Genomic DNA, 26,644 nt, shown 5'->3' on the forward strand with positions numbered 1-26,644 from the left:
AACAAATATAAAAAACAATTGTAAACTGAAAGGAAGAAAACTTTATGAACATTACAGCCATTCATTTATACGCTGCACATTTCCCTTTGCACACTCCGTTTATTGTAAGCTATCATACGTATGATTATATGCCATCTATTATTGTAAAGGTAGAAACAGATGAAGGCATCATCGGGTATGGAGAAACTGTAGCTGATGAGCACGTAACAGGTGAAACATGGGAAGGCGCTTTTTATACTTTAAAGAATACACTAGCCCCTGCTCTATTGGGAAAAAATCCATTAGAAATTGAAAAAATACACGATATTATGAATAAGGCCGTTTACGGAGCACCCGCTGCAAAAGCAGCTATCGACATCGCCTGTTTTGATATTCTCGGCAAAAAGCTGAAACAGCCTGTTTACCAGCTGATCGGCGGCCGTTATCATGATGAGTTTCCGATTACACACGTATTAAGCATTGCTGAACCTGACTATATGGCAGAAGAGGCTGCCACCATGGTTGATCAAGGGTATCGTTCCTTTAAAATGAAGGTCGGCAACGATGTGAGAAAAGACGTCGAACGGATAAAAGCAGTGCGTTCAAGAGTAGGAGAGGAGATCGCAATTCGAGTGGATGTTAATCAAGGATGGACAAATAGCGCCACAACATTAACAGCGCTGCGTGCCCTTCGTGAAGTAAATCTCGACTGGCTGGAGCAGCCGGTATTAGCGGATGATATAAATGGTATGGCATTTATTCGATCAAAGACGGATATTCCTTTAATGGTGGATGAAGGATTAAAAGGTCCGCGGGAAATGCGTGAAGTCATCGAAAAACAAGCAGCTGATAAAGTGAACATTAAATTAATGAAGTGCGGAGGGATTTATCCTGCGGTAAAATTAGCTCATCAGGCGGAAATGGCAGGACTTGAATGTCAAGTTGGTTCGATGGTTGAATCGTCTATTGGTTCTGCCGCTGGATTCCACGTGGCTTTTTCAAAGAAAGTCATCACAAGTGTTGAATTAACAGGGCCTTTAAAATTTTCAAAAGATGTCGGAAACCTTCATTATGACGTTCCATTTATTAGACTAACGGAACAGCCGGGGCTTGGTGTAGACGTGGATGAAAAAACATTGGCGGAGCTGACGGTTTTCGAAGCAGCCATCCGTTAACAGAAGGGAGAATTTTTGTGAGAGTCATTCATGAAGGAAGATTAAGCACATCCAATCAAGCATTTACTATTGTACGATTATCGATGGAGCATATAGACCTTATTCTAGAATTACAGAAAGTAGTCATTGAAACGTTAGAAAACAAAGACATACTACAGCCTCTTTCCTATGAGGAATTTCAATATATCCTTGAGGGGAAAGGTTTGATGATTGGGGCATTTGCAGACAAAAAGCTCATCGCTTTCCGGGCCTTACTGGTGCCGCCTCTTGATGAAGAGCATCTAGGGAAGGATATTGGTTTAACAGAAGAAGAACTCCCAAGTGTCATTTACCAGGAAATCTCGAATGTCCACCCTGACTATCGCGGAAATGGCCTGCAAAAGCTTTTAGCCCAATGCATTATGAAAGAATTAGAGACACTTGACCAAAAGTATAAGTATGTTTGCTGTACGGTGGCACCATTTAATATCCCAAGTTTAAAAGATAAATTTGCACAAGGAATGGAAATGGCAGCGTTAAAAGAAAAATACGGCAGTCGGCTTCGTTATGTTTTTGTAAAGGAACTAAGAGAAGATCCTACCAAAAAAGAGTGGGAATTCACAACACGCCGAATGGACGATACGGCTGGGCAGCAAGAGCTGTTTAAGCAAGAGTGGAAAGGATTCCGCATGGAAAACCGTGAAGGCACCCAATGGGTTGATTTTAGAAGAGGAGTGCAGTAAGACTGCACCTTCTATATGTAATATAACAAACTAAACAAAAAATCGGGCAAATCGCCCGATTTTTTGTCTAGTTATTAAGATGTTCCTAACGTCACACCAAGTTTTTTCAAGTATTGGCGATAGGCAATACTTACCCGGTCAGAGATAAGGGAAAGCTCGACCTGCAGATCAAGCGGCAGCTCTTCTGGTTTTTGGTTTTCAACAACCGGTTTGTCTTGAGAGAAAATCTCGTCTTGGAACTCAATCAGCTGTTGATCTGTTAGTCCAGTGTCGTAGTTAAAGGAAAGAATGCCATAAGCAATGGATGTCGTTTCAGTAACAGGACGGACTGTTAAGAGAATGGTCATCAATGTATCATTTTCACGATCTTTCTTCGTGAATTTTACCGTTAATGGACGAATGATTTCATACGTATAGTAGACATATTTTGGTACGCCAGAACCATCGGGATCCGGCTGGTAAATCGCAATCTCATCAGAATAGATGCGGTTATCTTCCCAATGAACAGCATAATCCCCAATTTCGCGGTGTTCTTCTGATCCAAGATAGCCTTGATGTACAACAGCCAGGTGTCCAACGTCCAGGAAGTTTTCAACGATACGCGGCGGTTTTGCTTGTACTTCTTGTGGTCCCCAGATCACACTGTGAAATTCCGTGTCTTCCATTTCTTCATAACGGAAAAATTCCGGTTGATTGTTCGCTAAATTTACCCAGATAAAACCATACTTTTCTACACAGCCATAGGAAACGGCTTTTGCTTTCTTCGGAATAGCTCTTCCTTCTGGAAGCTGGGGAATCTTTACACAGTCCCCTTTATCATTATATTCCCAAGCATGGTAAGGGCAGACAAGACAATCATTTTTCACTTCTCCAAGTGATAGGGCGGCTCCTCTATGAATACATAAATCTTTAAAAGCATGAACACCTTCACTATTTCTAAAAATAGCTAGCCGTTCTCCCATAAGAATAACTTGAACGGGCTTTTCTTTTACATCTTCTGAACGGCAAGCCACAATCCAATCTTGCTGTAATACTTCGTCTCGTATCATAGTTTGTATCCCTCCGAATCAATTTCATGCCTTTATTTTAATAAGAGAAGGGCAGTTGGTCAATACGAATCCGAATTAAAATATATTATTTTAAAAAAATGTTCGTTTTTTATATACAAAAAAGATTTTTTTATATATAATCCACTTGAAAACGCAGAAAATACGAATAAAAGGAAGGGTTGCAGTGGAAAATAAGTCAGGAAATAACATTATTATTGGAGTAGATGATAAGGTCAGCCCTGGTAAAGCGTTCGTCCTTGGTTTACAGCACGTGCTGGCTATGGACTTATATATTGCCCCTATCGTTATTGCAGGCCTGCTTGCGCTTAGTACAGAAAATACGTCTTTCTTTATTCAAATGTGCTTCTTAGCAACAGGACTTGCGACATTGATTCAAACAGGTGCCGGGATTAAACTTCCGGTTGTACAAGGTCCGTCTTATGTGCCAATTGGTGCGATCGCGGCGATTGGCGGAAAGCTCGGTCTTGGAGCGATCGCTGGTAGCCTCATCCCGGGTGCCATTATTATTGCTCTTCTTGGATATCCGTTAAAATGGTTTGCTAAAGTGGTTAGAAGGATTGTTCCGCCACTCGTCGGCGGCACTGTGATCATTATTGTCGGCATTGCTTTAATGCCTGTTGGACTGAACAACGTATTTATTTCAGAAGGAAACATTGGAAACAATATTCTGATCGCGGCTGTCTCGGCTTTAGTACTCGTTATTTGCATGCTGCTTGGCCGCAAAAAGAATGGTTTTAGTACGTTTTTACGCTTAGTATCTGTTATTATCGCGATTGTCGTCGGCACAGTCACAGCCAGCTTTTTTGGTACAGTTGACTTTTCTCCAGTGAAAGAAGCGAGCTGGTTTGCACTGCCAACCTTATTCCCATTTGGAAAGCCGGTATTTGATGCCGGTGCCATTATCACAATGGTGTTTGTCTATTTCATTATTTTAATGGAAACAACAGGTACTTGGTTTGTTGTATCCACAGTGACAGGGAAAGAACTCGACGAAAAGCGTTTGAACCGTGCTTCTGTTGGAGAAGGACTTGGCTGTTTTATTGGAGCTTTGTTCGGCAGCACGCCGATGACAGGTTATTCATCGAATGCAGGCCTCTTAGCCATTACTGGTGTAGCAAGCCGAATGGTTATTATGGCAAGTGGATTGATTCTTGTCTTCCTTGGTCTGATTCCTAAATTATCTACAGCCATTACGTGTATTCCTGAGCCTGTTATTAACGGAATTTTTGGTATCGTTTGTGTCGCCATTGTTACAAATGGCATGAAGGTGATTCAGCCCATTATTATTGATGATCGGAATATGATCGTGATTGGTATCCCAATTTTATTAACCATTGCTGTTACTATTTTACCGAAGGAAGTATTAAGCAGTGTTCCTGACTGGGCTAACTACATTTTGTCTTCCGGTATTACGGTCGGGGCATTGGCAACGGTTCTTCTCAACTTGGTTATCCCGGAAGAAAAAAGAAGAGTAGAAAAGGAAGTAAGCAGTATACAATAGGTTAAGAAGAGACCATCGTTCCTCTAAAGGGAAGCGATGGTCTTTTCTTGTAAAAAGGAGGTGGTTAAGGAAATCGAATGGGAATGTCTAATTTATGCTGATCCCTATAGGAACGATAAGCGACGATACTCCGGTCTTTTGTCTGGGCATCTAATTGCAAAATATGCGGGCCCTTCATTTCTAAATAGTAACGGATGCCCATCGTTTCAAGGTCATAAAAGGTGAAAGTTTTTCCTAAAAAAGTTTTCGTTGCTTTTTTTGTATCATGATGAGTCGGAATGAAGGCGGCTAATTCTGTAATAGAAGCAGCAGGAGTACCTAATAAGTCAAATGTTTTTTCTTTGATATAGGCGGTAGCCCGTCCGACTGTCTGTTTGGCCTGATCCATCATCTCGTTTATAATCATCGTCATCACCTCAAAGGCTGGCCCAGTTGTGATGGGCCAGCTATGTGTTAATGGTCTAATAAAATCATGCTGTTTTGTACTTGCTGCAGCTGCAATCTCATGCGATGGAGCTGCTCTCTTTGCTGGGCATTTGCGCTAAGCAGCAGCTTATCCAACTCGTTATACGCATCTTCCAACATGAATTGGGACCCAGAAAAGTTTCCATCGTTATCATGTTCTTGTCTCGCTGCTTCCTTGTATTGTTCTTCCGCATGGTTAATAGCACTTTGGCATCTTTCCAAGCATTCATCAACGGATTGCCTTGTTGCCATATCGATCCTCTCCTTGCGACAATAATTAAAAACTTGTCGTCGGTTGTAGTGTTGCCTTTTTTATTTCCGATTATCAGAGCCAAAGTTTGAAAAGGCATTAAGTGGCCATGTGACATTTTTCCATACTACAGCTTGCGCTTTACGCAAATAGTAAAGGAAGGAGGTGTTTAAATGAGCAAGAATCGAAATCGAGGCAATAAGGCGTTTAGCGGGGTCAATCCTCAAGGATATGCAGGGGGCGGCAAAGGAGATACAAGCCCTAAATCACAGCTTGAAGAGAGAGCAAAACATAGTAACACGAAGCGCTAAAATAAATTCCCCTGCCATTACGGCGGGGGAGCTATCAGATAGGCATACCTATCTTTGCTTCATTTTATGTAAGTAAAACCTTCTTTTTACGCCAGACCTGTAACTGTAATATTGCCGGTATCATGTTATACACTGTACGTAAGAGTTAACCTTATTTAGTTCCTTTCCTCATTTGTTTGCTGCCCTGCTTAGATCTCAAGGATACACCTTCTTTATTGTTAAAAAACAGGTCTATTTACTCATAACAAATTTCATAGATTTGTTGGTTGAATAGTGATAATATTTACATAATAAGCAAGGGGGGGGAGAGCAATGACTCATCAATTACGAGAGATAGCTGAGAACTTGCCAATTATTCAACAGTCCTATCCGGAAGATACATGTTTAATTTTAAGTGACAAAGAAAAAATCATTGGCTATCTTCCAGGAGAAGCAATCGACTTAAAATTAAAAGTCGGAGAAAGCATGTCAAAATACAAAAAGTCTGCTACTTATAGAGTCCTGCAGACAGGAGAAAAAATTCGTGAAGAAATACCAGCTGATATGCTTGGTGTTCCTTATATATCCACTTGCACACCGATTAAGCAAAACGGACAAGTTATTGGAGCCTTTGCCGCTGTAGTTTCCAATCAAAAGATGGAAGACCTGCGTAAAGGAGCAGAAAAGCTTAGTTCCGTTATTAGTCAAATGACGGCTTTCTCGGAAGAAATAGCTGCCATTACCAATTCTTCAGCAGATAAGCTTCAAGAGTTGTCTCAGCAATCCGAGGCCATGAAGAATAATATGAAGAGTGTAGAAAGAATCATTCAACAAGTGAAGGAAATCTCCTCGAGATCGAATATTTTGGGATTAAACGCCTCGATCGAAGCCGCTCGCTCTGGAGAATTTGGAAGAGGCTTTTCAGTTGTAGCGAATGAAATCCGAAAAATGGCTGCAAATAGTAATTCAGCCGCTGAGGATATTCAACAGCAACTGGAATTAACGCAAAAAGAAATTACAAAAATAAATGCCTCCATTCAGGAAATTGCCGCTCAAACAGAAGAACAATCGGCTAGTACCCAAGAGTTCCACTCAATGGTAGAGAGAATTTCAGATACAGCTGAACTTTTAAATAAACATGGAAAGACTCATCAAAAAACCTAATCGCAGCTGCCAGAGGAGGCAGTCTTTTTTATGGGACTTTCGTGATTGAACCATGTTTTTTCTTTCCGCCCATTGATTCCTTGCAAAAGCTCTTCTTCGTGCATGTGTATAAAGCATGTGTTTATTTAAATAGAGAAGAGTGAATAAATAAAAAGAAGCAGGTCCCATCCCTGTAACAAGGCAGATCGTCATAAAGCAATAAAATGGAGGGGGAAGAACAATGGAACAAGTCACGTTGTATGTACAAGGAATGTCTTGCGATCATTGTGTTCATGCAGTTGAAAGCAACGTTGGAAAATTAAATGGAGTCGAATCTGTGAAAGTATATTTAGAGGAAAACACAGTGGACGTGTCTTTTGATCAAAACGTTGTCTCTATAAAGGATATTACGGGTGAAATTGAAGAACAAGGATATGATGTAGAACAACAGTAGGTCGTGCTGCTTTTAGCACGGCTTTTTTATGTAATTATGGCTCAGGCTAACTTGTCTAATGCATGAAAACCCAAGTCATACGCTACTTTAATGAAGAACGAAGACAATTTGTGAACGATTGGCAGAAGGTGTGGAAAATATCCGATTAGGGTATAACAAAAGGTGTTTTCCTAGTACTAATGGTTCTTTAAATGTAAAAAAGCGGGGTGGCAAAAGCGATGTATCGTTATTCTATAGCTGCATTGGGTTTAGCGGGAAGCATTTTCTTGTCTTGGAGAAAAAGGCGACAACAGAGATTAGCCCGCATTAATAGCCTGATGATCAAATCCATTAAACAGAGAGAAAATGAGATTACCTTTCATTGGATGGAAGGGAAGGGAGCTTATAAAGTATACAGAGAGGATGAGCTGATTTATTCAGGAACCGATCAAGAGATAACGGATACAGGACTAGTTCCGGGAAAAACCTATCTATATACAGTGAAAAAGATGGGTCCTGCCAACCAGCTCGCTAATACGATAAAAATACAAACCTCTACTGTAACGAAGGATCAAAACCCTGCGAACGTATTGCAAAACTTAATTGTTACGACCATTGTAACCCATTCAGTGATTAGCATGGAATGGGAGCCTATTGAAGGTGTTAAAGAGTATACAGTTTACCGTAATGGAGAAAAAATAGCGAAGGTCAAGGATTGCCGATTTATCGATGATACGATCGAGAGCGACAAAGACTATCACTATTCCATTAAGGCGGCTCGTCCACTCGCGCTCTCTGAAAAAACAATGAGCGAAGAAAAGTTTGCCATTGCGGGAATCATCGGCTTTTTTAAAAAGGACACCTCAGAGAAAGAAGCGGTATTGGAGCGGTTTAGCTTAACTAAACAAATTGGAATGGTTGAAAGTGTGTTAAGGCCAAGGGAGCAGGCTTCTGACCGGACAGAGTGGGCGATTCGGTACACTACATTTTTAACAAATAAGTGGCTAAAAAATCCAAACTTCTTTTCTACTCTTCGTTATTTCGAAGGAGATGGGCGGGGATTTGATCCAGAAGCCCCTAATTATCGTACGAGAGCAGATATCTTAATCAATTATGATGGACGAGGCCCTAATGTTCGTTTAGTGAAAGATGTTGGTAAAACAAAAGCTTACGGGTGGATAAGAAGATTTAAAGAAGAAGAGACTGCCTCAGCGGAAGGAATTCAGTTAAAGAAGTCAAATGTAACAAATAAAGAAGCCTCCATTCAGCTTATCCATTCTGTAGGAAATCCCCTCGTTGCTTCACCGGCCATCGACTATAAAATGCATGTCCGCCTTTACAAGAATGGGTTTTATGATATTAGTGGAGTACATGATCAATCTCCGCATCAAGAGGTGTATTTGAAGAATAACTATACTTCTTGGCAGCCTATTCATCAGGCTGAAAGCAAGGGTCTCGAATGGCTGTCTACTACTATGGCTGATCAATTTTGGCGTGTGTCTAATTTCAAATAAAAAAGGAAAAGCAGAAGGCTTTTCCTTTTTTATATAAATCGTGCTCGCACGCTTAGCGATGGGAGCATACAGCTTTCCTTTTTTCCAAACCACTTATAACGATTTTTAGCAATGAAATCATAGGCGATGTTTCGGATTGGGCGAGGAACGATGATAAAAGCATATAGCAATTTCCAAGCTCCTTTTAAATGCCTGCAAATTCGAAGGGCCGCCGCCGATTTATAATACACCTTATCGCCTTCAATCAAGATCATGCTGTCGATATCCGAAGGAACGTGATGTTTCTTTAATAATTCCTGTCCCGTGTCACTTTGCAAAGAAGCAAAATGAAACATCCCTTTAGGATCGTTTTTTATAATAAACTGAACACTTGAATCACAAAAATTACATTCACCATCAAATAAAACAACAGGATGCATGTGAGGTCCTCCTTATCTCTTATAATATAAAATTCTCTCTTTCTCTACTTTAACCTCTTTCTTATCATGTAAAACACTTCATCCGTTTAGTATAGTTATCCTTGGCCGATCGTTTAGATTCTCTTCTCGATTTCTTCAGGGCTCACTTTTTGTAATGGAACTGTTTGTTCCAAGGCTTTTATTTGTTTGATAGCTTCTTCATACTCGATTGATTGATTGTACACTTTCTTAAAGACAATCACTTTTTCAGGCGCTTCCATTAAGATTTTTACTTCTATCTCATTATTCGCTCCTTTTGTATCTTCATCTCCAAGTGATATGCCAGAAGAACTTTTTTCCTGTTGAGAAATAAATAACTGTTTGTTTCCTTGTTCGGATTTTGCTAGTTCCGTTAATTCACTTAAATTTTGTATTTGCTGCATACTTGATCACCTCACGTTACCTTTACCTTGTTTTTGCAAAAATATTCTCTGATGAAAAAATAAAAATAGAATAGTTGCCGTTCACAAAGGAGGAATTCCCTCTGATAAAAGAAGAGAATGAATGATTTGTAAGTGGTAATTTTTTATTTCTTCTTTTACAAACAAGACAGTGACAGTTCGCTAAGCAAATAGGAGTGGAATACGTTTGAAAGGCTTTAGGATAGAGGGCAAGCAGTCTCTCTTTTTTACGGCTTCACTAGGTCGAATGAAGTGAAATCCACTAAGGGTGTTTAAATAAGTTTTGAACGGTGTAAAGTGAGTGTATGTGTACATAATTTATGGAAGGGGAGGATGATTGTGAGAAAACTATTGTTTTTCGCTTTTATCTTAGCTGTAATGCTAGTCATCAGTGCTTGTGGCGGCGGAGATGACAAAGCAGCGGATGAACAAAAAAGTAAAGAAACGACTGCTGAGGATGATACAACAGCAACAGAAAAACAGCCAAGTAAGGAAACTTCAACAGAGGAACAGGCTCCTGCATCTCCAGATACACCGGTTGCCGGCGTGGGAGAAGATAATGATGCTGCGGTCATTGATTTAAAGAATGGTGAAGGTAAAAAAGTGGGAACAGCTGAACTGAAACAAACAGAAGAAGGAGTAGCCATTAAAGTAGATGCTTCAGAACTGCCGCCTGGTGAGCATGGATTCCATATTCATGAAACGGGAAAATGTGATGGGCCGGATTTTGAATCAGCAGGCGGTCACTTTAATCCAACGAATGCCAGCCATGGAATGAATCATGAAAAAGGGCCTCATGCTGGTGATTTGCCAAACTTGAATGTAGGGAAAGATGGAACAGTTAAAACGGAAATGATCGCAAAAGATGTCTCACTTAACAGTGGAGAAGATCATTCTTTACTGGATCAAGATGGATCTGCTCTTGTCATTCATGAAAAGGCGGATGACGGTAAATCTCAACCAGCGGGAGATGCTGGATCACGTATTGCGTGCGGAGCGATAAGTGCTCAATAACAGAATAACAGCCTTTCCCACTTGGGAAAGGCTGTTATTCGTTAACTTGCTATCTTTTTTTGTTTTGGAACATATTTATTTCCAATTTTAATGATAATTGGGGTGCCGATAATGGTCGGCAATAGCCAAATAGCGAGTATAGGCACCTCATTTAAAAGTGGGATCTTCGGACTATTCACAACGAGGGTAGCTGTGACGATGCCAATATAAGAACCGAGCATTCCTGCAATATGCTGGCTTAGCCAATTTTTTCTCTTTTTCTTTACAGACACGTAGCCGAGCAAAGCAAAGGCGAAAGAGAAAAGAGCGATATAAAAAAGATAGGCGCTTTCCTGCCAATGTGTAATAGCCATGATGACAGCGGAGAGAAAAACGAGTGAATAAGACCAGAAATATATTTGACCTGTGAGTGTGTGTTTTCCTTTTTTCTTCTTGGAAAAGCCAGCAATCAGCCCCGTGATCAAACAAATAAAGCCCGTGACAATATGGATAATTAGTATCAAATTAAACAAATGAATCACCTCTTAAAAAGTAATGAGGAGCTATCGGAAGCACGCAAAAAAAAAGCAACTGCACGTTCAATAGAAAGTTGAAGGTGAGTTGCCGCTTGTCTAGAATAGTCTTCGCTATCCCAATTTCATTAAGTTAGTGGTGTTATATAATAGGCTGTTGACAAGCACGGGATTTCTTCGTTGCTCGCCTGTTTGCAGTGCTTATGACGATCGCGGTCATTTAGATCTTCACCAGGCTTCGTATCTCAAAGGATCATCCTTTGAGATCGGCTCGAGAGCCCTGATACTAACCTTTATCTACATTCTTTATATGATTATGCTTTTTGAACGTTCGTTGCTTGCAAGCCGCGTTGACCTTGTTCTGTTTCAAATGTAACGTTTTGACCTTCGTCTAAAGTTTTATAGCCGTCACCTTGGATAGCTGAGAAGTGAACGAATACGTCATCTCCACCTTCACGCTCGATGAATCCGAACCCTTTTTCTGCATTAAACCATTTTACTTTACCTTGTTCCATCTTACTTCCTCCTCTTATGTGCACAGCACACTTATAGTACTATCCTTGCTCAAATCCATTAGACGAAAGGTATTTTCGCTTAATCTTTTTCTTCGAACAAAAATAATTCTTCTTAACGATAACAGATGCTGTAAAAGAAGGCAACAAAAGGAGAGAATAACTTGCCGACAGTATTCGCCAAGTCATTATATTTAAAGAAGAAATTGTCGAAAAAGCTTTCGGTTTCACAGTATTCCCAACTTTTTTCCTATCTTTTTTAGCAAACAAGCAAGAATAAATCAGCTATTCGTCTGATTTATTAAAATATTCTAACATTTTATAATGGTAGCGTATGTAAATAAAAATTGGGGGGATGAGCGTGAAAAAAGTCATGATGTTTGTTTTGGGCTTCACATTGTTATGTTCTGCTGGGTTTTCAACTTCTGCAATGGCAGCTGAAACGGTACCAGGAGGACCTTCGACAAATGGAGAGCTCAGCTATGACAGCGTTGTTACATATGAGGATATGATCAAAATGTTAAAGGACATCGAGAAGACGAGCAAAGGCAAGGTTGAGGTCTTTAAGTTAGACCAATACGGGAAAAGCGAGCAGAATCGCAGCTTCTATGCAGCGAAGGTTGGGACAGGCCCAATTAAAGTATGGATACAAGCTCAAATTCACGGAGACGAAAAATTGACAACACGTGCTGTTTTAGACTTGCTGAAAACATATGGCAGCAGCGGCTCAAAAGATGTAGAAGCTATTTTAAAGAATGTAACCATCTATGCGATTCCGATGTACAATCCGGATGGCAGCATTATGAATACAAGATCAACGACACTGTATGAAAATGGAGAGCCAAAGCTTGGATCTGACGGCAAGTCGTTAACAATTGATTTAAATCGCGACTGGGCGGTGAATGGCTTCAAAGCAAAAGAATCCCTTGTATTTTATAAGTATTGGGCTGATGTAAAGCCTGATTATGCCGTAGATCTTCACCACCAAGGCTTTAAAACGGTATATGGCACGAATGAATCTACTACAATGTCACTCGGAGTCTCGCTTGCTCCAAACGGCCCGACGTTGCCTTCTGTGAAAAACTACAATGACGTTACCCGCCAAATGCAAGTATACGTCTATGATGCGTTAAAAGACTATGGCTATATGCACATTGACCGCTACCAGGTCGGAAGCGGTGAGAAGAGGTATGAAATCGACATTAAAGGCGGAGTTGTTTCGGCCATGATGCTCGGTTTGAATTATAATAATCTTAATCCGACACACCACAGCAATCCGGCGATTTTCTTTGAAACAAAAGGAAATACACGCGAAGGCAATCTTGGGCAAAAGTCGAATGGCCATTTGACAAAGCAAAATTATCTGGGGTTAAAGGCTATTGTTGAAGGCATTGCCTCTGGAAAAGTGAACAGCGTAGATCCTAACCGTTGGGAAGAAATCCCGGCTTATCCGCTTGCCGGCTATCAGACAGATACAGGACTTACCCCTATCGGCTATTAATAAAATACCCGATATTCCATGACACCCGCCAGTTAGCAGTATTTACTCACCGCAAATTTGAAAATACTGACCACAACATTATAAATACGAGTGGTGTGGACAACCGCCGCACGAAACCAGCCATAGGAGCTAAAACCTATGGCTGGTTTTTGTGTTCCGTTAAATTAATCGTTTTAAAGGACACTTCCTTTTTATCCGTACCATTAAAAGAGAGCAGGCTATTTTTCGCTAATTGAGAGGATAGAGTGAGCAGCCCCATATTATTGCTTGTTTCAATCATCATTCCTTTTTCAGCGGTCAGAAAAGTTAGCTTTTCCTGCCAACGGCAATGAGACGGACAAGAATCTAAAGAAGTTTCAGGCAGGAGGTCGTAGTTATCATTGCAATATTGGATCATGCTCTGTTTTTTCCATGGAACGACATTCAATAAGGCAGCCATTTTTATCATCATAGCTGTTATATCGGTGAAGCTCTCGTTATTGAGCGGGCTGCTAGTGAACTGAACAATGCGTTTTTGCTTCTCTTTTTTCATGTAAAAGGATGAAACGGCGGCCGAAGCATAATGAGCATCACCTGAAATAATAAAACAGTCACTTGGATTCCACTTGAAAATCCAATGAAGAAATTCACTAACTCCTTTTGCATTGTACTTCCACGCTTCGTGATCGATTGCTTCGTGAACAGGAATTCCGAATGTGCGTAGAGGGTAAACGAAGGAATCAAGCGCAAACTGAATTAATTCCACTCCGTATAGAGGTGAGGGAGAAGCAATGATTAGCTGTTCACCACTCCTCCATCCGCTTTCCAACAACGAAGCGGAGGCTTGCTCAAAACCGGTCTTGCTGATGAGTTGTGGGCTTGGAAGTGTCTCGCTAATGATATTTCCGATTTCGACGGGCCGCGGAGAAAAATCATACGTTCTTTTTGTGCGGGTATCAAGAAATAAGGTTTTAGGTGCAGTTGGAGTGACAAAATGCCATGAAGGATCATCCCACATGCTGTTGATCCAGTTCAGGTAACTGGAAGAGCCTGGTTTCATTTCTTTAAAATGATTCTCTATCATTTGGATAAACGAAGGAGCGAAGGATGCAGGGTCGTTTCCCCAGCCTTGAAAAGCCCAATAAGCTGTTAGGCCGTTGGCGACCACATGTCTGCCTAATAGAGAGTGACGCACATTTTCTTTCCAATCAGCAGAAAGGTTCCAGTCATCGGTAATATCATGATCATCAAATATCATGTAGGAAGGAATATTGGCAAGCAGACGGCTGATGCGAGGAAGGGATTGAATAAATGAGCGTAAGTTCTTGCGTTGTTCATTGAAGCGTTCTTCATTTTGCAGCTTTTCCTTTAAGTAATTTTTATCAGAAAAAGCAAAATAAATATTGCCGCCTAACTGTTCGTCTGCAAAAGTAGGCAGCTGAATAAGATTCCATAGTTGTGGGCTGAACGATAGTAAATACATGGCTGCATATTCCCCAAATTCAATAAGATGATTATGAGCTTGATTTGAAGTGAATTGGCAAAAGTTTTTCATAATGAAAGAGCGGCCGCGTATCTGGCTCAGTGAGTGACAAAATGGTTTTTCTAAAAGCCGGGCATCAATGGATGATAAGTCTTCTCCTTTTCCCATCAACTGCTTTCCAATAGAAAAGATAGATGGAAATATAGGATCCGCTACATCATCTGCATAAATTTGATCTCCAAGAAGAAAAAGAGAATGGGGGCGCTGGTCAAGCTGATCATACACCTCCTCAAAAAGCAGGTCGGCACTTGCTAGTGCGTCCTGACCCTTGCCGTGCAGCTTGCGGCAGGAGCCATATAGCACCCTGGACGTTTCTGTTTCATTGATAAAAAAGGAAGGGTAACGTAACGGTCCATATACAATCGAACGGGAATCATCAGGAGAAAGCATGCCAAGACTGCCCAAATCAGATTCATCTGAAAAGAAAAGATTGTATCCTAATAGAGTGTTAACAGGAAAGCTATCGTTGATCGGAGTTAGATGGATTAAATGGATAAAAAGGTGTTCCCCCAGTTTGATGTTTTCTGCATGGCTGCGGCTGCTCAGGAGTGAATAGTCGTAAGAAGCAGTTTCTCGGTTAGGATGAATCAGAAATAACCGGGCTTTTATTTCGAAAGGACTGCTCGTCGCAATCCAAATATAGACATTGTGAGTATCGACCCTTCGTAAAATAGGGCCGGCTAGAATTGCAGGAAGCTCCACTAGAATACACCACCCTTATTTAAAAACTTTATATAGTATATTCGCTGCCTTTACCCTTTGTTCGAACGCAAAAAAGCAAGCACGCTCTAAATAGCGGCTTGCTTCCAGAAATAGTGTGTTTATCTAAAAAATGCTTTGTCGATATTATACTTTGATTGGAATTTATTAATGATGTAGGTTTCATAAATTTCTCGTTCCATCGGGTCCTCGACGTAGCAGACTTCAATCTTATAGACATCATCCCGATGCAGCTTAATTGGGGAAGCAGCGTCCTCAAAGCTTTTACGGATGCGCATTCTTAATTTTCTCGCTTTCCCGACGAACATTAATTCATCATGAGCATCATAATACATATAAATGCCGCCTTTATCGCGGGCAATTTTGTGGTAGTCAATGAAGCCGTATTGTCTGGCGATGGCCGCTTCACTTGTATCTCCTTCTGCATTCTTTTTTACAATCGTAAGGTCTGGTTGTGGTACTTCAATTTTTATCATTTGCAATCGCTCCTATTCTTCTTTAAAGCGTACCATAAATGACAGGAAAAGCCACTATTCCTTTGTTCATTACGTCAATTTTATTTAATTTTCCCTACTAATTCCTGCAGATAACGAACAAATACATCATCTTTAGCAAGCGCCGCCTCGAAGGTTCTCTTCAGAAAGTTTTCTCCTTCTTGAAAGCTTGAGAACGTCTCGGGCAGCAGGGTGCCATCACGGTTAACGGCCCATTGTTCTTCGGTCGACGAATGGAGAAGAAAGGTTTCGCCTGACCGATTTTGATAGAGCGTGCCGAATGAGGATTCTTTCACGTTATAGCGATTTCTTTTCGCATCTTCCCGCAGCGGCATTAAGTGAAACGTTTCCGTGACAAAGTGTCGATAGGCATCTTCTGTCATAGAGGCACCAGCCGCTTTGGCATGCCCGCCACCGCCGTAATAGGCGGCCACCTCAGATACATCTATATGATCATGTATCGTACGGAACCCCAGCCGCTTTCCGCCAATATTCAAGATCGCGATATAGTCAAGATGAGGATTTTCTTTCCCTAGTTCGTTGCCAAGCTCAGAATGGTAAGATTCGGCATAAACAACTCCGGCTAATCGCTCGCCAACTTTGGCCTGTACAAGCTCTCGTCTTTTCCGGCGGATATAGCGGGCGATTTTATCATCTTCCATATCTAATATTTTCTCTTCTAACTCATCGAAAAAGAAATGATCATGATAACGAAGGCGACTCATCATCCGATCTTCAAACTCTTCTATTGAGACTAAGAAGAAGAGGGCATTTAGCCTGCGGGCTTCCTGGTTATCATTTCTTTCCCATTCCCACGTGTCATATTGCCTGACAAGCTCTACAAATTCAGCGATGGCATTAGACGGTTCAATTAATTCCTGTGTTAGCAAATAGTCATAAAGCAAAGAAGTGGCAGATGTCAGCTTTCCTTCTTCGTCTTCAACAATGACATGTCCCCATTCATAGTCGTTAAAATGCAAAGCTGTCTTGTGGTGGTCAATCAGCTGTACGTTTCCGCCGGCAAGATGAAATTCGTTGAGTTTTTCTTTATTTTCGTCATTAACCGATAAATCAGTGATCCATAAAGAAGTTTTTTTATCCTGATTTTCTAAAAACCATGCTACCTCATAATCAAGGCCGGAAACGGAGTTATAGCGCACTTGCACTTGCTTTCCAAGCGCAAGCTTAGCGAGAATGCCGCAGCCAACACCGTCTAGATCATTGTGTGATAATAATTTGTACATTGCTTTCACCTCACTATATTAAGTATGTTACCCAAAGTCGAGAAATTGAAGTATAAAAACAACCATTCCAGCTCAGTTTACGAAAAGTACATCAAAAATATAAAAACGTTGAGGTGCAGCAAATGACATTGATTCGTCTTGGTTATGCAGCAATGAGCATGAATGTGAAGAATGGCTCTCCTTCACAACCGATGACCTACACGCAATTTGAGAAAATCAAAGACAAAGAAGCAGCCATTAGAAAGCTCGAAAGAATTGCTGCTTCTAACTTGAAAAATTGCTTACGGCTTTTACGGCATAACGCTGCTCATGAGATCCATTTTTTTCGGCTTAGTTCGAAATTAATACCGCTCGCTAATCATCCTGATTTACCGGACTGGAATTTTATTGATCCTTTAAAAGAAGAACTGTCTGCCATCCGTGCTTATTTAGAAGAGCATCCGGCTATGCGGATTGACTTCCACCCCGAACACTTTGTGGTATTAAATACACACAATAAAGAAGCTTTCCAAATGGCTTTAAAGACACTTGTGATGCATAAGAAATTATTGAAAGGGATGGGGATTGATCCTGAGCATCGCTGCGTTCTTCACGTAGGCGGCGGCTACAAAGATAAAGAAAAAGCGCTCGAGCAATTTATTCAGAATTGGGGACTGATTCCTGAAGCACTTCAGAGGATGATTATGCTAGAAAATGACGATACGACCTTTACTGTAAAAGATACGCTGTATCTTTGTGAAAAAATGGGTATTCCGCTCGTATTTGATTATCATCACTATCTTGCTAACCACGAGGAAGGGGAGATGTGGGAAGAGGAGTGGCAAAGAGTGGTCCATACTTGGACAAATGCAAAGCTGCCTTTAAAAATGCATATATCTAGTCCAAGATCTGAGAAAGACTTTAAAGCTCATGCCGATTTCATTGATGAAAAGGAATTGTTAAAGTTTTTGAAGGAAGTGAGCGGAAGTGTTCCGCAAATCGATATCATGATTGAAGCGAAACGAAAGGACGATGCGTTATTCTCTTTAATGGAAACATTAAAAGAAAAAGAGGGGATCCATATCATTGATGGGTCCAGTTTTCAAATCAGTTAAGGAAGAGTCCCAGGCTATTGGCCCACGTTTTCAATGAACCTGGGGATTAGGAATATACTTTGTTTATGTTCTTGTCCGGACAGCTGATGCAGTGTCCGGTTTTTCTTTATTCTTCTTCACGCATCGTATCATCAACGATCGCTCTTAAATCTTTATGAAACAGCTCATCGCTGCATACTAAGCTGTCTTCATGCCCTTGATTTACAATTCTTTTTAATTCTCCTTCATCGCCTTTGGCATTAATAATTTCTAAAATTTGATTTAGCCCTTCTGACGTTTGTTTGTCTTCATCCTTCAACGAAACCAGCCTCCTTTTTAGTGTATATTCTTCCCTTAAAAAGCGTCTTCAATCCTGTTTATAGAGGCGGAGCGGAGGGGAAATACTTTGCTAAAAGGATAGGAGGAAAAATGGTGTAAAAATATTTGAATATTTTTACAAAACGCTTGAACAAAAGGAGAGCATCTGAAATAATATAAATATATGAGCATATATTCATATAAAGGAGAAAAGATAATGGGACATTCACACAGCCATGATCATGGGCATAGCCATCATCACCATTCAAGCAACAAGAAAGCGCTAAAATTATCATTTATTTTAATTGCGGCTTACATGGTCGTAGAAGTAGTGGGCGGAATTCTAACGAACAGCTTGGCATTGCTGTCGGACGCGGGCCATATGCTAAGCGATGCGGCAGCGCTTGGTCTGAGTTATTTTGCTTTAAGCTTTGGGGAAAAAGAAGCTACTTTATCGAAAACGTTTGGTTATAAACGGTTTGAAATCCTGGCTGCTTTTATTAACGGACTTACTTTACTTGCCATCTCCGTTTACATTTTTGTAGAAGCGTACAGAAGGATCATGGCTCCCCCCGAAGTAATGAGTATCGGAATGCTGACTGTTTCGATTATTGGTTTACTCGTTAATATCGCAGCCGCTTACATCTTAATGCGGGGAGATAAAGATGAAAATTTAAATGTCCGCAGCGCTTTTTTGCACGTTCTCGGTGATTTACTCGGTTCAGTCGGAGCCGTTGCGGCCGCCTTACTGATCATGTTTTTCGGTTGGAATTTAGCGGATCCAATTGCCAGTGTGATCGTGGCCATCTTGATTATTATCAGCGGTATTCGGGTGACAAGAGACTCTTTTCATATTCTAATGGAAGGAGTGCCAGCGAACATTAATGTTTTACAAGTACGGGAGGCCTTGCTTAGTTTGCCTGGTGTGAATGATGTTCATGACTTACACGTGTGGGCGATTACTTCTGATTTTCCCGCATTAAGCTGCCATGTTGTCATTAGTTCAGAGACAGATGGGCAACAGCTGCTTAGAGTCATTCAAAAAAAGCTGCACGATGAATTTCACATTGAACATACGACGATTCAAATTGATTTCTCTGATTATCCTTGTGAAGGAGATCATTGTAATTAAGAAACAGGCGCTGCTAAAGATGGCGCCTGTTTTATAAATATTAAAAAGATGATTGACTTTTCAAGAAAGCTACTTTATTATCATTATTAATAATGATAATAAAAAACAGGGGTGAAATAAATGGTTGAATCGTCAGCGTTTGTGGGAATGGGGTTTCAGTTTTTCATTTCAATCTTGCTGCCGGCAGCTGCTATTATCTATTGGCGGAAGAAAGGGAATTTTTCTTGGAAAGTATGTTGGGCTGGAGTAGGGGTATTTATCTTATTTTCACAAGTACTTGAGAGCGGGCTGCATGCTGTTATGATTAATCCGGCAGGTCCCTCATTAAAAATGACTGATAATCTCTTAGCTTATGCGTTGTATGGCGCGCTGGCGGCTGCATTGTTTGAAGAATTAGGCCGTTATGTTGTTTTTTTGTTATTATTGAAGCGCAGACGGGAATTTGGCGACGGTGTGTCGCTCGGCATCGGCCATGGAGGAATCGAGGCCGTATTGATCGGGGCGATTGGAGCAGTCAACATCTTGGTATATGCCATCATGATTCGTAACGGTACCTTCGAAACGAATCTTAGTGCACTGCCTCCAGAACAGGTAAGCCAGTTAAAAATGAGGATCATGGAATCCGGCTTCGGCTCTTATCTGCTTGCTGGAATCGAACGCACTGGAGCTATGATTATGCAGGTGATGTTCTCTGTCATGGTGCTGTTTGGAGTGCGGAGCAGAAAGTTCAAATACGTGTTATATGCGATCTGTCTTCACTTTTTGATGGATTTTATCGCAGCGCTTTATCAAATTGGCACGATTAAAAGCCTATGGGTGATTGAAGTGTTTGTAGCTGCATTCGCCTTGTTATCTATTTATATTATTCGACAATTAAAATTGCGATTTAAATGAGAAAGGAATGAATGAGCGTGAAGGAATCGAAAGGGGAGGTACTGCTTCATCCTGTTCGTATGAAAATTGTGCAAACGCTTGTTAACGGCCGAAAATTAACGGTACAGCAAATGGGGGAGAAGCTGCCGGATGTCCCTCAGGCTTCTCTTTACAGGCATTTAAAAAAGCTAGTTGAAGCAGATTTAGTCATAATAGCAGAGGAAAACCAAGTGCGCGGCACGGTCGAGAAAGTATATGCCCTTCCAGAAACCTCGCAGGCGATGGCACCAGAAGAGTTCTTGAACTTAAGCAAGGAAGAGCACGTAAGCTATTTTATTAAGTTTATGGCAACAGTACTGGCAGACTTTGAGAGCTATGTAAACCAAGATTCATTCGATTTCTTAAAAGACGGAGCGGGTTACCGGCAAGCAATGTTTTATGCGAGTGATGAAGAATTTAAACATTTCCTGACCGTGTTGGGACAGGAAATGATGAAGTTAATTCAAAATGAACCGGCTCCCGAACGCAGGCGGAGAACAATGTCTACGATCGTAACAGCGGAACAACAAAAATAATGGCAGGCTCATGCCGGATGGTAACAGACCATCCGGCATGATTTTTAGATGATAGGGAATACATATAGAAGCAGTTTTTCACAACGGAGAAAAAGGTTTTGCGCAAGTGCTTATAGTTTGGACAAACTAAAAAAAGTGATATGATTTAAGTTACATTATATGTATAAAGGAGATTGATGACATAATGGAAAAAACATTCACAATTATAGATGAAGCAGGGATCCACGCGCGTCCAGCCAGCATTTTAGTCCAGGCGGTCAGCAAATTCTCTGCAGATGTCAATCTTGAATATAAAGGTAAAACAGTTAACTTAAAATCAATCTTAGGGATTATGTCCCTTGGTATTCCTTCAGGTGCTGAAATTAAAGTAACGGCATCTGGTGAAGATGAAAATGAAGCAATCCAAAAAGTAACAGAAGTATTGGAAAAAGAAGGACTCGCTAAATGAGTCAGCTATTAACAGGAATCGGGGCCTCTGCAGGAATTGCTATTGCAAAGGCCTTTCGATTGGAAGAACCTAATCTTACAGTTGAAAAGAAAGAGGTCGCTGATCGAGAGGCGGAAAATCAGCGCTTTGATCGCGCAATTGAACAATCAATAGAGGAGCTTAAGAAAATTAAAGAACATGCTGCAGAAGCGCTTGGCGAAGATAAAGCCGCTATTTTTGAAGCACATTCCCTCGTTTTAAGTGATCCCGAGCTCATTAATCCAGTAAAAGATAAAATCATCCAAGAGGGCTCAAACGCCGAATTTGCGATGAAAGAAACAGCAGATATGTTTATTTCTATGTTTGAAGCAATGGATAATGAATATATGAGGGAGCGTGCGGCAGATATCCGCGATGTAACGAAGCGGGTGATCGGACACTTGCTTGGAGTGGACATACCAAATCCGAGTCTCATCTCCGAAGAAGTGATCATTGTGTCCGAAGACTTAACGCCATCAGATACTGCTCAATTAAATCGGCGGTTTGTTAAGGGATTTACAACAAACATTGGCGGGCGAACTTCCCATTCGGCCATTATGGCACGTTCATTAGAAATCCCGGCAGTGGTTGGGACGAAAACAGCGTTAAAGAACATTGAAAATGGTGTGCCTCTTATCATTGACGGCCAGGAGGGAAAAGTCATTGTGAATCCCGAGCCTGCTGTTGTAAAAGAATATGAGGAGAAAAAGGCCGCCTTTGAAACACACAGAGCAGAGCTTACTAAGCTTGTAGACAAGCCAACCGTTTCAGCAGATGGCTGTCGTGTAGAGCTGGCGGCTAATATTGGTACGCCTGAGGATGTAGATGGGGTTCTTCAAAATGGCGGAGAAGGCGTTGGGCTGTACCGCACAGAGTTTCTTTATATGGGCCGCGATCAGCTGCCCACTGAAGAAGAACAGTTTACGGCCTACAAAAAAGTGCTGGAACGGATGGAAGGGAAACCGGTCGTTGTTCGGACGCTTGATATCGGCGGGGATAAAAAGCTGCCTTATTTAACTCTTCCAGAAGAAATGAATCCATTTTTAGGCTTCCGGGCCATTCGCTTATGTCTCGAAATGCAGGACATGTTCCGCACTCAGCTGCGCGCACTTCTTCGTGCAAGTGCTTATGGCAATCTGAAAATCATGTTTCCAATGATTGCGACGCTGGAGGAATTTCGCCAGGCGAAAGCTATTTTACTAGAAGAAAAAGAAAAGCTGCAACAAGAGGGGGCGGCCGTTTCTTCTAACGTTGAAGTAGGAATGATGGTTGAAATTCCGTCATCTGCTGTGATGGCAGATACATTTGCCAAGGAAGTTGATTTCTTTTCGATTGGAACAAATGACTTAATCCAGTACACATTGGCAGCTGATAGAATGAATGAACGAGTGTCTTACCTGTACCAACCTTATAACCCAGCGATCCTCCGTTTGATTAAAACGGTGATTGACGCGGCTCACAAAGAAGGCAAATGGGCAGGAATGTGTGGAGAAATGGCAGGAACGGAAGGGGCTATTCCGATTTTGCTCGGTTTAGGACTTGATGAATTTAGCATGAGTGCTTCCTCTATTCTGCCAGCCAGAAGTATTATCTCTCGTTTATCTAAAAAAGAACTTAGCGAGAGCATCGAACAAATATTACACATGGACACAGCCGAGGAAGTAGAGAATTTTGTAAAAACCCATTTTTTATAAGTATAAACAGGTAATGAAGAAGAGACTACGCAATTTTGTTGGGTAGTCTCTTTTGGTGGATGCAGATTTGAAATAAAGTTGCATAGTTTATAAAAAAGCCGCCCTGTTTCTAGTATGCCGACGCATAGATCACTCGCCCGGTTAAGTTTTTTATACAAACTAAGTCTAGATGGATGAAGGAAGAATCAATTTTGGTTAATCTTTTCTTACATGCGAGTTTACCTTCTAATATGAAATCAAGGTTAATAGGTATTTTGGGTCGGACTTTATTTTGGCACTGCACTTTAACGACTATAAAAATATATCCCCATTAAATCTGTTTTTTTTTTGCTCCTCTGCCTCTTTCTTGACTCCCCGCACGCCAGTACTTAGTTATTGAAGCTGCTTGGGGCTTGGCTGCTGACGGTTATTTATCTCCTGAAATATATTTGAATTATTATTGGTTGCCTGTTGAGAGGTTACATTAGACGAAGGAGTATTTTGAGCTTGGGACGGCAAAAAATATTCATTCATTAACTGTTTAAATTCTCTTACAGTTAAAGGTTTGGCATCCTCTTTTAACTCGTAGCCTAATTGTCCGTTAGGTTCGAGCGTCGCAGTTTTGAGGTCTTCAATTTTAGAAATTCCTTGATTGCGCAGTCTCATTTCTAACTGGTCAACTGTGAGGCGCAGCTTGTTCAAATTCTGAACGTTTAACTTTCCATACTATTCCCTCCTTATTATCTATTAGGCTATGCTCGGGTATATAAACCTGTTCTAAAATCTAAAAAGCGTCTCTCATGAATAGAAAACAAAAAGGCTCGCAATAAAAGGGCTGCAGTAGAATTCTTTGTGAGGACGCAAAGTCAATTTTTAATATAAACTAAAAGCTGTTAGAGTTAGCCTCCTTCATATAAAAAACACAACGTAGAGATGCTTAATGTATAACTATGACTCTCAAACCTATCACGAAACTTCCAAAAGCTAAATGACATCATTAAGGTTTAGCTCTCCGCTTGAGGATCCTTTCTATTAGTTACTAAATAGCTTTGTAGAAGCTGTTTTGTCTATGCTCTAGCTCTTTTTATATAAACAACTCTCCATATTTTATGTTTTGTTGATTATGGATAGGGAAAAGGTGAACCAAAAAGAGCGGGGGATTTAATGGGAGAAGGGATTACTTTTGTATTGGCTGTTGGTTTTGCAGTTGTTCACTTTTTATCAAAATATATGAAGTTTTTGGATGGTATCCCCCGCAGCCGGCTGTTGTCAGCTGCAGGAGGCATTTCTGTTGCCTATGTGTTTCTTCATTTGCTCCCGGAGTTAAGCGAATACCAAATGGCTAGAGGGGAATCCGCTTTATTTGAGACAGAAGTATATCTTTGGGCGATGTCTGGGCTGGCTATCTTTTACGGATTAGAAAGAATGGCTGCGCTGTCTAGAGAAAAGAAACAGCACCAAACATCGAAGGGCAAAGGTGTGTTTTGGATACACATCATTTCGTTTGCGCTGTATAATGCGCTGATCGGTTATCTGCTTGTAGAGGGGGAGTATAAAGGGTTAAAAGGTTTGTTGTTTTATTTTGTCGCCATGGCTGTTCATTTTATTTCTAATGATCATGGACTGCGTGAGACTCATGAGTCAACTTATGACCAAAAAGCAAGATGGCTTCTATCGCTGGCAAGTCTAATAGGCTGGTTTGTAGGTGTATCCATGACCATCCATGAAGCTATCGTTACATTCTTATTCGCTTTCTTAGCAGGTGGCACTATTTTAAATGTAATGAAAGAAGAATTACCTGAACACAGGAAAAGCAGCTTTTGGGCTTTTCTGTTCGGACTTATAATCTATTCGGTACTATTATTCTTAGCGCTCTAGGGAGAGGGAACAACCCTTTTTGACAAGGCTAAGTCTTGTTCTGTTGATTTGGAAGCTTGCCTCTGCCTATAACAAAAACAAAATTAACAAAAATAAGGGAGGGGAAACGAATGAATTTTCTTTGTATCAAGGCGATGGAAGCATTCAGAAAAGACGCTGAACGCCAAGGCTATAATAATGCCCGATCAGAGAAGAATGATAAAATAAAGCACACTAAAAACTGATAAATAATGACTTGAAAAACCTTTAGTGACTGTTCACTGATTTTATAAATAACAGAGTGTAAAGCACAATTATTCATCCAATAGCAGCTGTGAAAAGTTATTAAAGCTTGTGAATATCAGGCCTTTGTTTAATGTTTGATAGTCATAGCGCAGCTTAATGCAGGTTTTGAGATTAAATTGAATAAAAAACAACTAGCATATTTATTCACCTAATGACTCTTTTTTGTCTACACTTCCTTTCTGGACGATTATGAGAGAGGAAAAGTTTTTAGAAGAAGCAGCCGTATATGGATCGTGTATAGTAAATGAAATAATTCCTTTAGATAAAAAAGAGTTATAGCCATCCCTATTTAGAAGGGCAACTCAAAGGACAAAATATGTTTTGTCCTTTGAGTTGCTTCCTGTAATGAATGGTCAAGGTTATGGAAGGTTTCATGTCTGATAAAATTTGGGCAATTTTAAAGCAACATGCCGCTTTCTCGCTTGTTACTTTAAGATAAAACGCTTTTGTGCGTTTGTAGGAATTTTGTCAAGAGAAGGAGTAAGGAGAATAAAGTAAGAATACTGAGGTGTAAAAATGTTTTTTAACAGTTGGGAAGCAATTGGAAGAACTTTTGTCGTTGGAGTTTTAAGCTATATTGCATTAATTTTTATTTTAAGGATGTCCGGAAAACGGACTCTTTCAAAAATGAATGCCTTTGATTTTGTTGTAACGGTGGCACTTGGTTCTACTTTGGCAACTATTCTATTAAGTAAAAAGGTAGCTCTAGCAGAAGGGGTGACTGCTTTTTTTGTGTTAATCGGCATGCAATATGCAGTAGCGTGGCTGTCGGTTAGATCAACGCTCGTAAGCAAAATGATAAAGTCTAATCCTCAACTTCTTTACTATAATGGGCATTTTCTTAGAGATACTATGAGAACGGAACGGGTTCTTGAAGTTGAAATTCTTCAGGCTGCTAGGTCAAATGGTGTAGGATCGATGGATAAAGTAGAAGCTGTTGTGTTAGAGACGAATGGACAAATCTCCGTTATTAAAAAGTCAACTGAAACGGAGCATTCGACTTTATCTAATGTAAAACATAACGAGTGAGTTTATTCATGAAACTTTACAAGAAAGGTGTCTTGTTTAAATTCCAACAAAATCTGCAAGAGGCAAAAAATAAAAAATATTAAAAATTGAAAAAACATTTGTATTATTATTCATATATAAGATTATTTGAGATTGCTCATCCGACAATCTACTAAAGGAAATTGAATATACAAAAGTATTATTATTTAAATAAAATGTATAAAAATACGATAAGTTGTGTTAATATAATTATTAGAAAGAATCAAAATGTAAAAATAGATTGAAAATTGTCATTGTAAACGCTATTATTTTACTAGATAAAGAGAAAGTTGACGGAGTAAAATACTAGTTTTTGTTTATTGTTGAAAGAAAAAAAGGAAAAATGACTCAGGGGGTTGGCAACATGGAAATTTCATTCAAAAAATCTCTTCTATCGGCCGTGG

At 40.4% G+C, this 26,644-nt stretch carries 28 protein-coding genes and 1 pseudogene; 17 read left to right on the plus strand and 12 right to left on the minus strand.

The window, feature by feature from the left end; translation table 11 throughout:
* Positions 1-44 precede the first annotated feature (44 nt).
* Both AC623_RS04655 and AC623_RS04660 read left to right on the plus strand, forming a co-directional pair.
* Entirely contained in the window at positions 45-1,154 is a 1,110-nt protein-coding gene (locus tag AC623_RS04655) for a mandelate racemase/muconate lactonizing enzyme family protein (RefSeq protein ID WP_049660992.1), read from the plus strand.
* Between the two features lie 17 nt (positions 1,155-1,171).
* A complete protein-coding gene (locus AC623_RS04660) occupies positions 1,172-1,876 on the plus strand; it encodes a GNAT family N-acetyltransferase (RefSeq protein ID WP_049660993.1) in 705 nt (234 codons plus the stop codon).
* Between the two features lie 74 nt (positions 1,877-1,950).
* Here AC623_RS04660 and AC623_RS04665 read toward each other — a convergent pair whose 3' ends face one another.
* Entirely contained in the window at positions 1,951-2,925 is a 975-nt protein-coding gene (locus AC623_RS04665; RefSeq protein WP_049660995.1) for an aromatic ring-hydroxylating oxygenase subunit alpha, read from the minus strand.
* A gap of 184 nt (positions 2,926-3,109) precedes the next feature.
* On the opposite strand from AC623_RS04665, the gene AC623_RS04670 reads away from it, so the two are divergent.
* Positions 3,110-4,447: a uracil-xanthine permease family protein gene (locus AC623_RS04670; protein ID WP_049660996.1), complete on the plus strand. Its 1,338-nt coding sequence runs from the start codon at positions 3,110-3,112 to the stop codon at positions 4,445-4,447.
* A gap of 64 nt (positions 4,448-4,511) precedes the next feature.
* On the opposite strand, the gene AC623_RS04675 is transcribed toward AC623_RS04670, so the two are convergent.
* Together AC623_RS04675 and AC623_RS04680 are read right to left on the minus strand one after the other, a co-directional pair.
* Positions 4,512-4,853, minus strand: coding sequence for a hypothetical protein (locus AC623_RS04675; RefSeq protein ID WP_049660998.1), 342 nt, complete (start codon positions 4,851-4,853; stop codon positions 4,512-4,514).
* A gap of 47 nt (positions 4,854-4,900) precedes the next feature.
* Positions 4,901-5,164 carry a YtzC family protein gene (locus AC623_RS04680; RefSeq protein WP_049660999.1) on the minus strand — a complete coding sequence of 88 codons (264 nt, stop codon included), beginning with the start codon at positions 5,162-5,164 and terminating at the stop codon, positions 4,901-4,903.
* A 171-nt stretch (positions 5,165-5,335) separates the two neighbouring features.
* On the opposite strand from AC623_RS04680, the gene AC623_RS21350 reads away from it, so the two are divergent.
* From AC623_RS21350 to AC623_RS04695, 4 genes are all read left to right on the plus strand, one after another.
* Positions 5,336-5,473: a small, acid-soluble spore protein L gene (locus AC623_RS21350; protein WP_095407466.1), complete on the plus strand. Its 138-nt coding sequence runs from the start codon at positions 5,336-5,338 to the stop codon at positions 5,471-5,473.
* A gap of 312 nt (positions 5,474-5,785) precedes the next feature.
* Positions 5,786-6,616, plus strand: a complete 831-nt coding sequence (locus AC623_RS04685; protein ID WP_049661000.1) for a methyl-accepting chemotaxis protein — start codon at positions 5,786-5,788, stop codon at positions 6,614-6,616.
* Positions 6,617-6,836: 220 nt separating this feature from the next.
* Entirely contained in the window at positions 6,837-7,049 is a 213-nt protein-coding gene (gene copZ / locus AC623_RS04690) for a copper chaperone CopZ (protein ID WP_049661002.1), read from the plus strand.
* Between the two features lie 218 nt (positions 7,050-7,267).
* The gene (locus AC623_RS04695; RefSeq protein ID WP_049661003.1) at positions 7,268-8,542 is read left to right on the plus strand and encodes a DUF3238 domain-containing protein; all 1,275 of its coding nucleotides are present in this window, start codon (positions 7,268-7,270) and stop codon (positions 8,540-8,542) included.
* 29 nt (positions 8,543-8,571) lie between these two features.
* Here the strand turns inward: AC623_RS04695 and AC623_RS04700 are convergent, their stop codons facing one another.
* Together AC623_RS04700 and AC623_RS04705 are read right to left on the minus strand one after the other, a co-directional pair.
* Positions 8,572-8,961, minus strand: coding sequence for a thiol-disulfide oxidoreductase DCC family protein (locus AC623_RS04700; RefSeq protein WP_049661004.1), 390 nt, complete (start codon positions 8,959-8,961; stop codon positions 8,572-8,574).
* A 113-nt stretch (positions 8,962-9,074) separates the two neighbouring features.
* Complete coding sequence (locus AC623_RS04705; protein ID WP_049661006.1) at positions 9,075-9,383, minus strand: hypothetical protein; 309 nt, start codon at positions 9,381-9,383, stop codon at positions 9,075-9,077.
* Positions 9,384-9,734: 351 nt separating this feature from the next.
* Here AC623_RS04705 and AC623_RS04710 point away from each other — a divergent pair, with 351 nt between their 5' ends.
* On the plus strand, positions 9,735-10,415 hold the full coding sequence (locus AC623_RS04710; RefSeq protein ID WP_197090942.1) for a superoxide dismutase family protein: 681 nt from the start codon (positions 9,735-9,737) through the stop codon (positions 10,413-10,415).
* Positions 10,416-10,456: 41 nt separating this feature from the next.
* Here the strand turns inward: AC623_RS04710 and AC623_RS04715 are convergent, their stop codons facing one another.
* Positions 10,457-10,933 carry a DUF2306 domain-containing protein gene (locus AC623_RS04715; RefSeq protein WP_049666240.1) on the minus strand — a complete coding sequence of 159 codons (477 nt, stop codon included), beginning with the start codon at positions 10,931-10,933 and terminating at the stop codon, positions 10,457-10,459.
* Positions 10,934-11,241: 308 nt separating this feature from the next.
* Positions 11,242-11,442 carry a cold-shock protein gene (locus AC623_RS04720; RefSeq protein ID WP_049661009.1) on the minus strand — a complete coding sequence of 67 codons (201 nt, stop codon included), beginning with the start codon at positions 11,440-11,442 and terminating at the stop codon, positions 11,242-11,244.
* A 358-nt stretch (positions 11,443-11,800) separates the two neighbouring features.
* Between AC623_RS04720 and AC623_RS04725 the strand changes: the two genes are divergently transcribed.
* On the plus strand, positions 11,801-12,940 hold the full coding sequence (locus AC623_RS04725; RefSeq protein ID WP_231603371.1) for a M14 family zinc carboxypeptidase: 1,140 nt from the start codon (positions 11,801-11,803) through the stop codon (positions 12,938-12,940).
* Positions 12,941-13,076: 136 nt separating this feature from the next.
* Here the strand turns inward: AC623_RS04725 and AC623_RS04730 are convergent, their stop codons facing one another.
* The 3 genes from AC623_RS04730 to AC623_RS04740 form a co-directional block, all read right to left on the minus strand.
* The gene (locus AC623_RS04730) at positions 13,077-15,164 is read right to left on the minus strand and encodes a hypothetical protein (protein ID WP_049661012.1); all 2,088 of its coding nucleotides are present in this window, start codon (positions 15,162-15,164) and stop codon (positions 13,077-13,079) included.
* Between the two features lie 119 nt (positions 15,165-15,283).
* Positions 15,284-15,658, minus strand: coding sequence for a nucleotide excision repair endonuclease (locus tag AC623_RS04735; protein ID WP_049661015.1), 375 nt, complete (start codon positions 15,656-15,658; stop codon positions 15,284-15,286).
* A gap of 80 nt (positions 15,659-15,738) precedes the next feature.
* Complete coding sequence (locus AC623_RS04740; protein WP_049661017.1) at positions 15,739-16,920, minus strand: DHH family phosphoesterase; 1,182 nt, start codon at positions 16,918-16,920, stop codon at positions 15,739-15,741.
* A gap of 122 nt (positions 16,921-17,042) precedes the next feature.
* Between AC623_RS04740 and uvsE the strand changes: the two genes are divergently transcribed.
* Positions 17,043-18,014 carry a UV DNA damage repair endonuclease UvsE gene (gene uvsE / locus AC623_RS04745; protein WP_049661019.1) on the plus strand — a complete coding sequence of 324 codons (972 nt, stop codon included), beginning with the start codon at positions 17,043-17,045 and terminating at the stop codon, positions 18,012-18,014.
* 106 nt (positions 18,015-18,120) lie between these two features.
* Here uvsE and AC623_RS04750 read toward each other — a convergent pair whose 3' ends face one another.
* A complete protein-coding gene (locus AC623_RS04750; RefSeq protein WP_049661020.1) occupies positions 18,121-18,312 on the minus strand; it encodes a hypothetical protein in 192 nt (63 codons plus the stop codon).
* Positions 18,313-18,528: 216 nt separating this feature from the next.
* On the opposite strand from AC623_RS04750, the gene AC623_RS04755 reads away from it, so the two are divergent.
* The 5 genes from AC623_RS04755 (at position 18,529) to ptsP (ending at position 23,051) form a co-directional block, all read left to right on the plus strand.
* A complete protein-coding gene (locus AC623_RS04755; RefSeq protein ID WP_049661022.1) occupies positions 18,529-19,443 on the plus strand; it encodes a cation diffusion facilitator family transporter in 915 nt (304 codons plus the stop codon).
* 120 nt (positions 19,444-19,563) lie between these two features.
* A complete protein-coding gene (locus AC623_RS04760) occupies positions 19,564-20,337 on the plus strand; it encodes a YhfC family intramembrane metalloprotease (RefSeq protein ID WP_049661023.1) in 774 nt (257 codons plus the stop codon).
* A 17-nt stretch (positions 20,338-20,354) separates the two neighbouring features.
* On the plus strand, positions 20,355-20,891 hold the full coding sequence (locus tag AC623_RS04765) for a helix-turn-helix domain-containing protein (protein ID WP_156186994.1): 537 nt from the start codon (positions 20,355-20,357) through the stop codon (positions 20,889-20,891).
* 181 nt (positions 20,892-21,072) lie between these two features.
* The gene (locus AC623_RS04770) at positions 21,073-21,339 is read left to right on the plus strand and encodes a phosphocarrier protein HPr (protein WP_049661026.1); all 267 of its coding nucleotides are present in this window, start codon (positions 21,073-21,075) and stop codon (positions 21,337-21,339) included.
* A complete protein-coding gene (gene ptsP / locus AC623_RS04775) occupies positions 21,336-23,051 on the plus strand; it encodes a phosphoenolpyruvate--protein phosphotransferase (RefSeq protein WP_049661028.1) in 1,716 nt (571 codons plus the stop codon). The genes AC623_RS04770 and ptsP overlap by 4 nt, the downstream gene beginning before the upstream one ends.
* 372 nt (positions 23,052-23,423) lie before the next feature.
* On the opposite strand, the pseudogene AC623_RS04780 reads toward ptsP, so the two are convergent.
* A pseudogene (locus tag AC623_RS04780) lies at positions 23,424-23,753 on the minus strand (YetF domain-containing protein); the annotation flags it as partial.
* Positions 23,754-24,194: 441 nt separating this feature from the next.
* On the opposite strand from AC623_RS04780, the gene AC623_RS04785 reads away from it, so the two are divergent.
* Entirely contained in the window at positions 24,195-24,908 is a 714-nt protein-coding gene (locus AC623_RS04785) for a hypothetical protein (RefSeq protein WP_049661030.1), read from the plus strand.
* An 801-nt stretch (positions 24,909-25,709) separates the two neighbouring features.
* Positions 25,710-26,222: a DUF421 domain-containing protein gene (locus AC623_RS04790; protein WP_049661032.1), complete on the plus strand. Its 513-nt coding sequence runs from the start codon at positions 25,710-25,712 to the stop codon at positions 26,220-26,222.
* Positions 26,223-26,644: the final 422 nt, after the last annotated feature.

It is taken from the genome of Bacillus sp. FJAT-27231 (genome assembly GCF_001183975.1).
GTDB classification, from domain to species: Bacteria; Bacillota; Bacilli; order Bacillales; family Domibacillaceae; genus Pseudobacillus; species Pseudobacillus wudalianchiensis.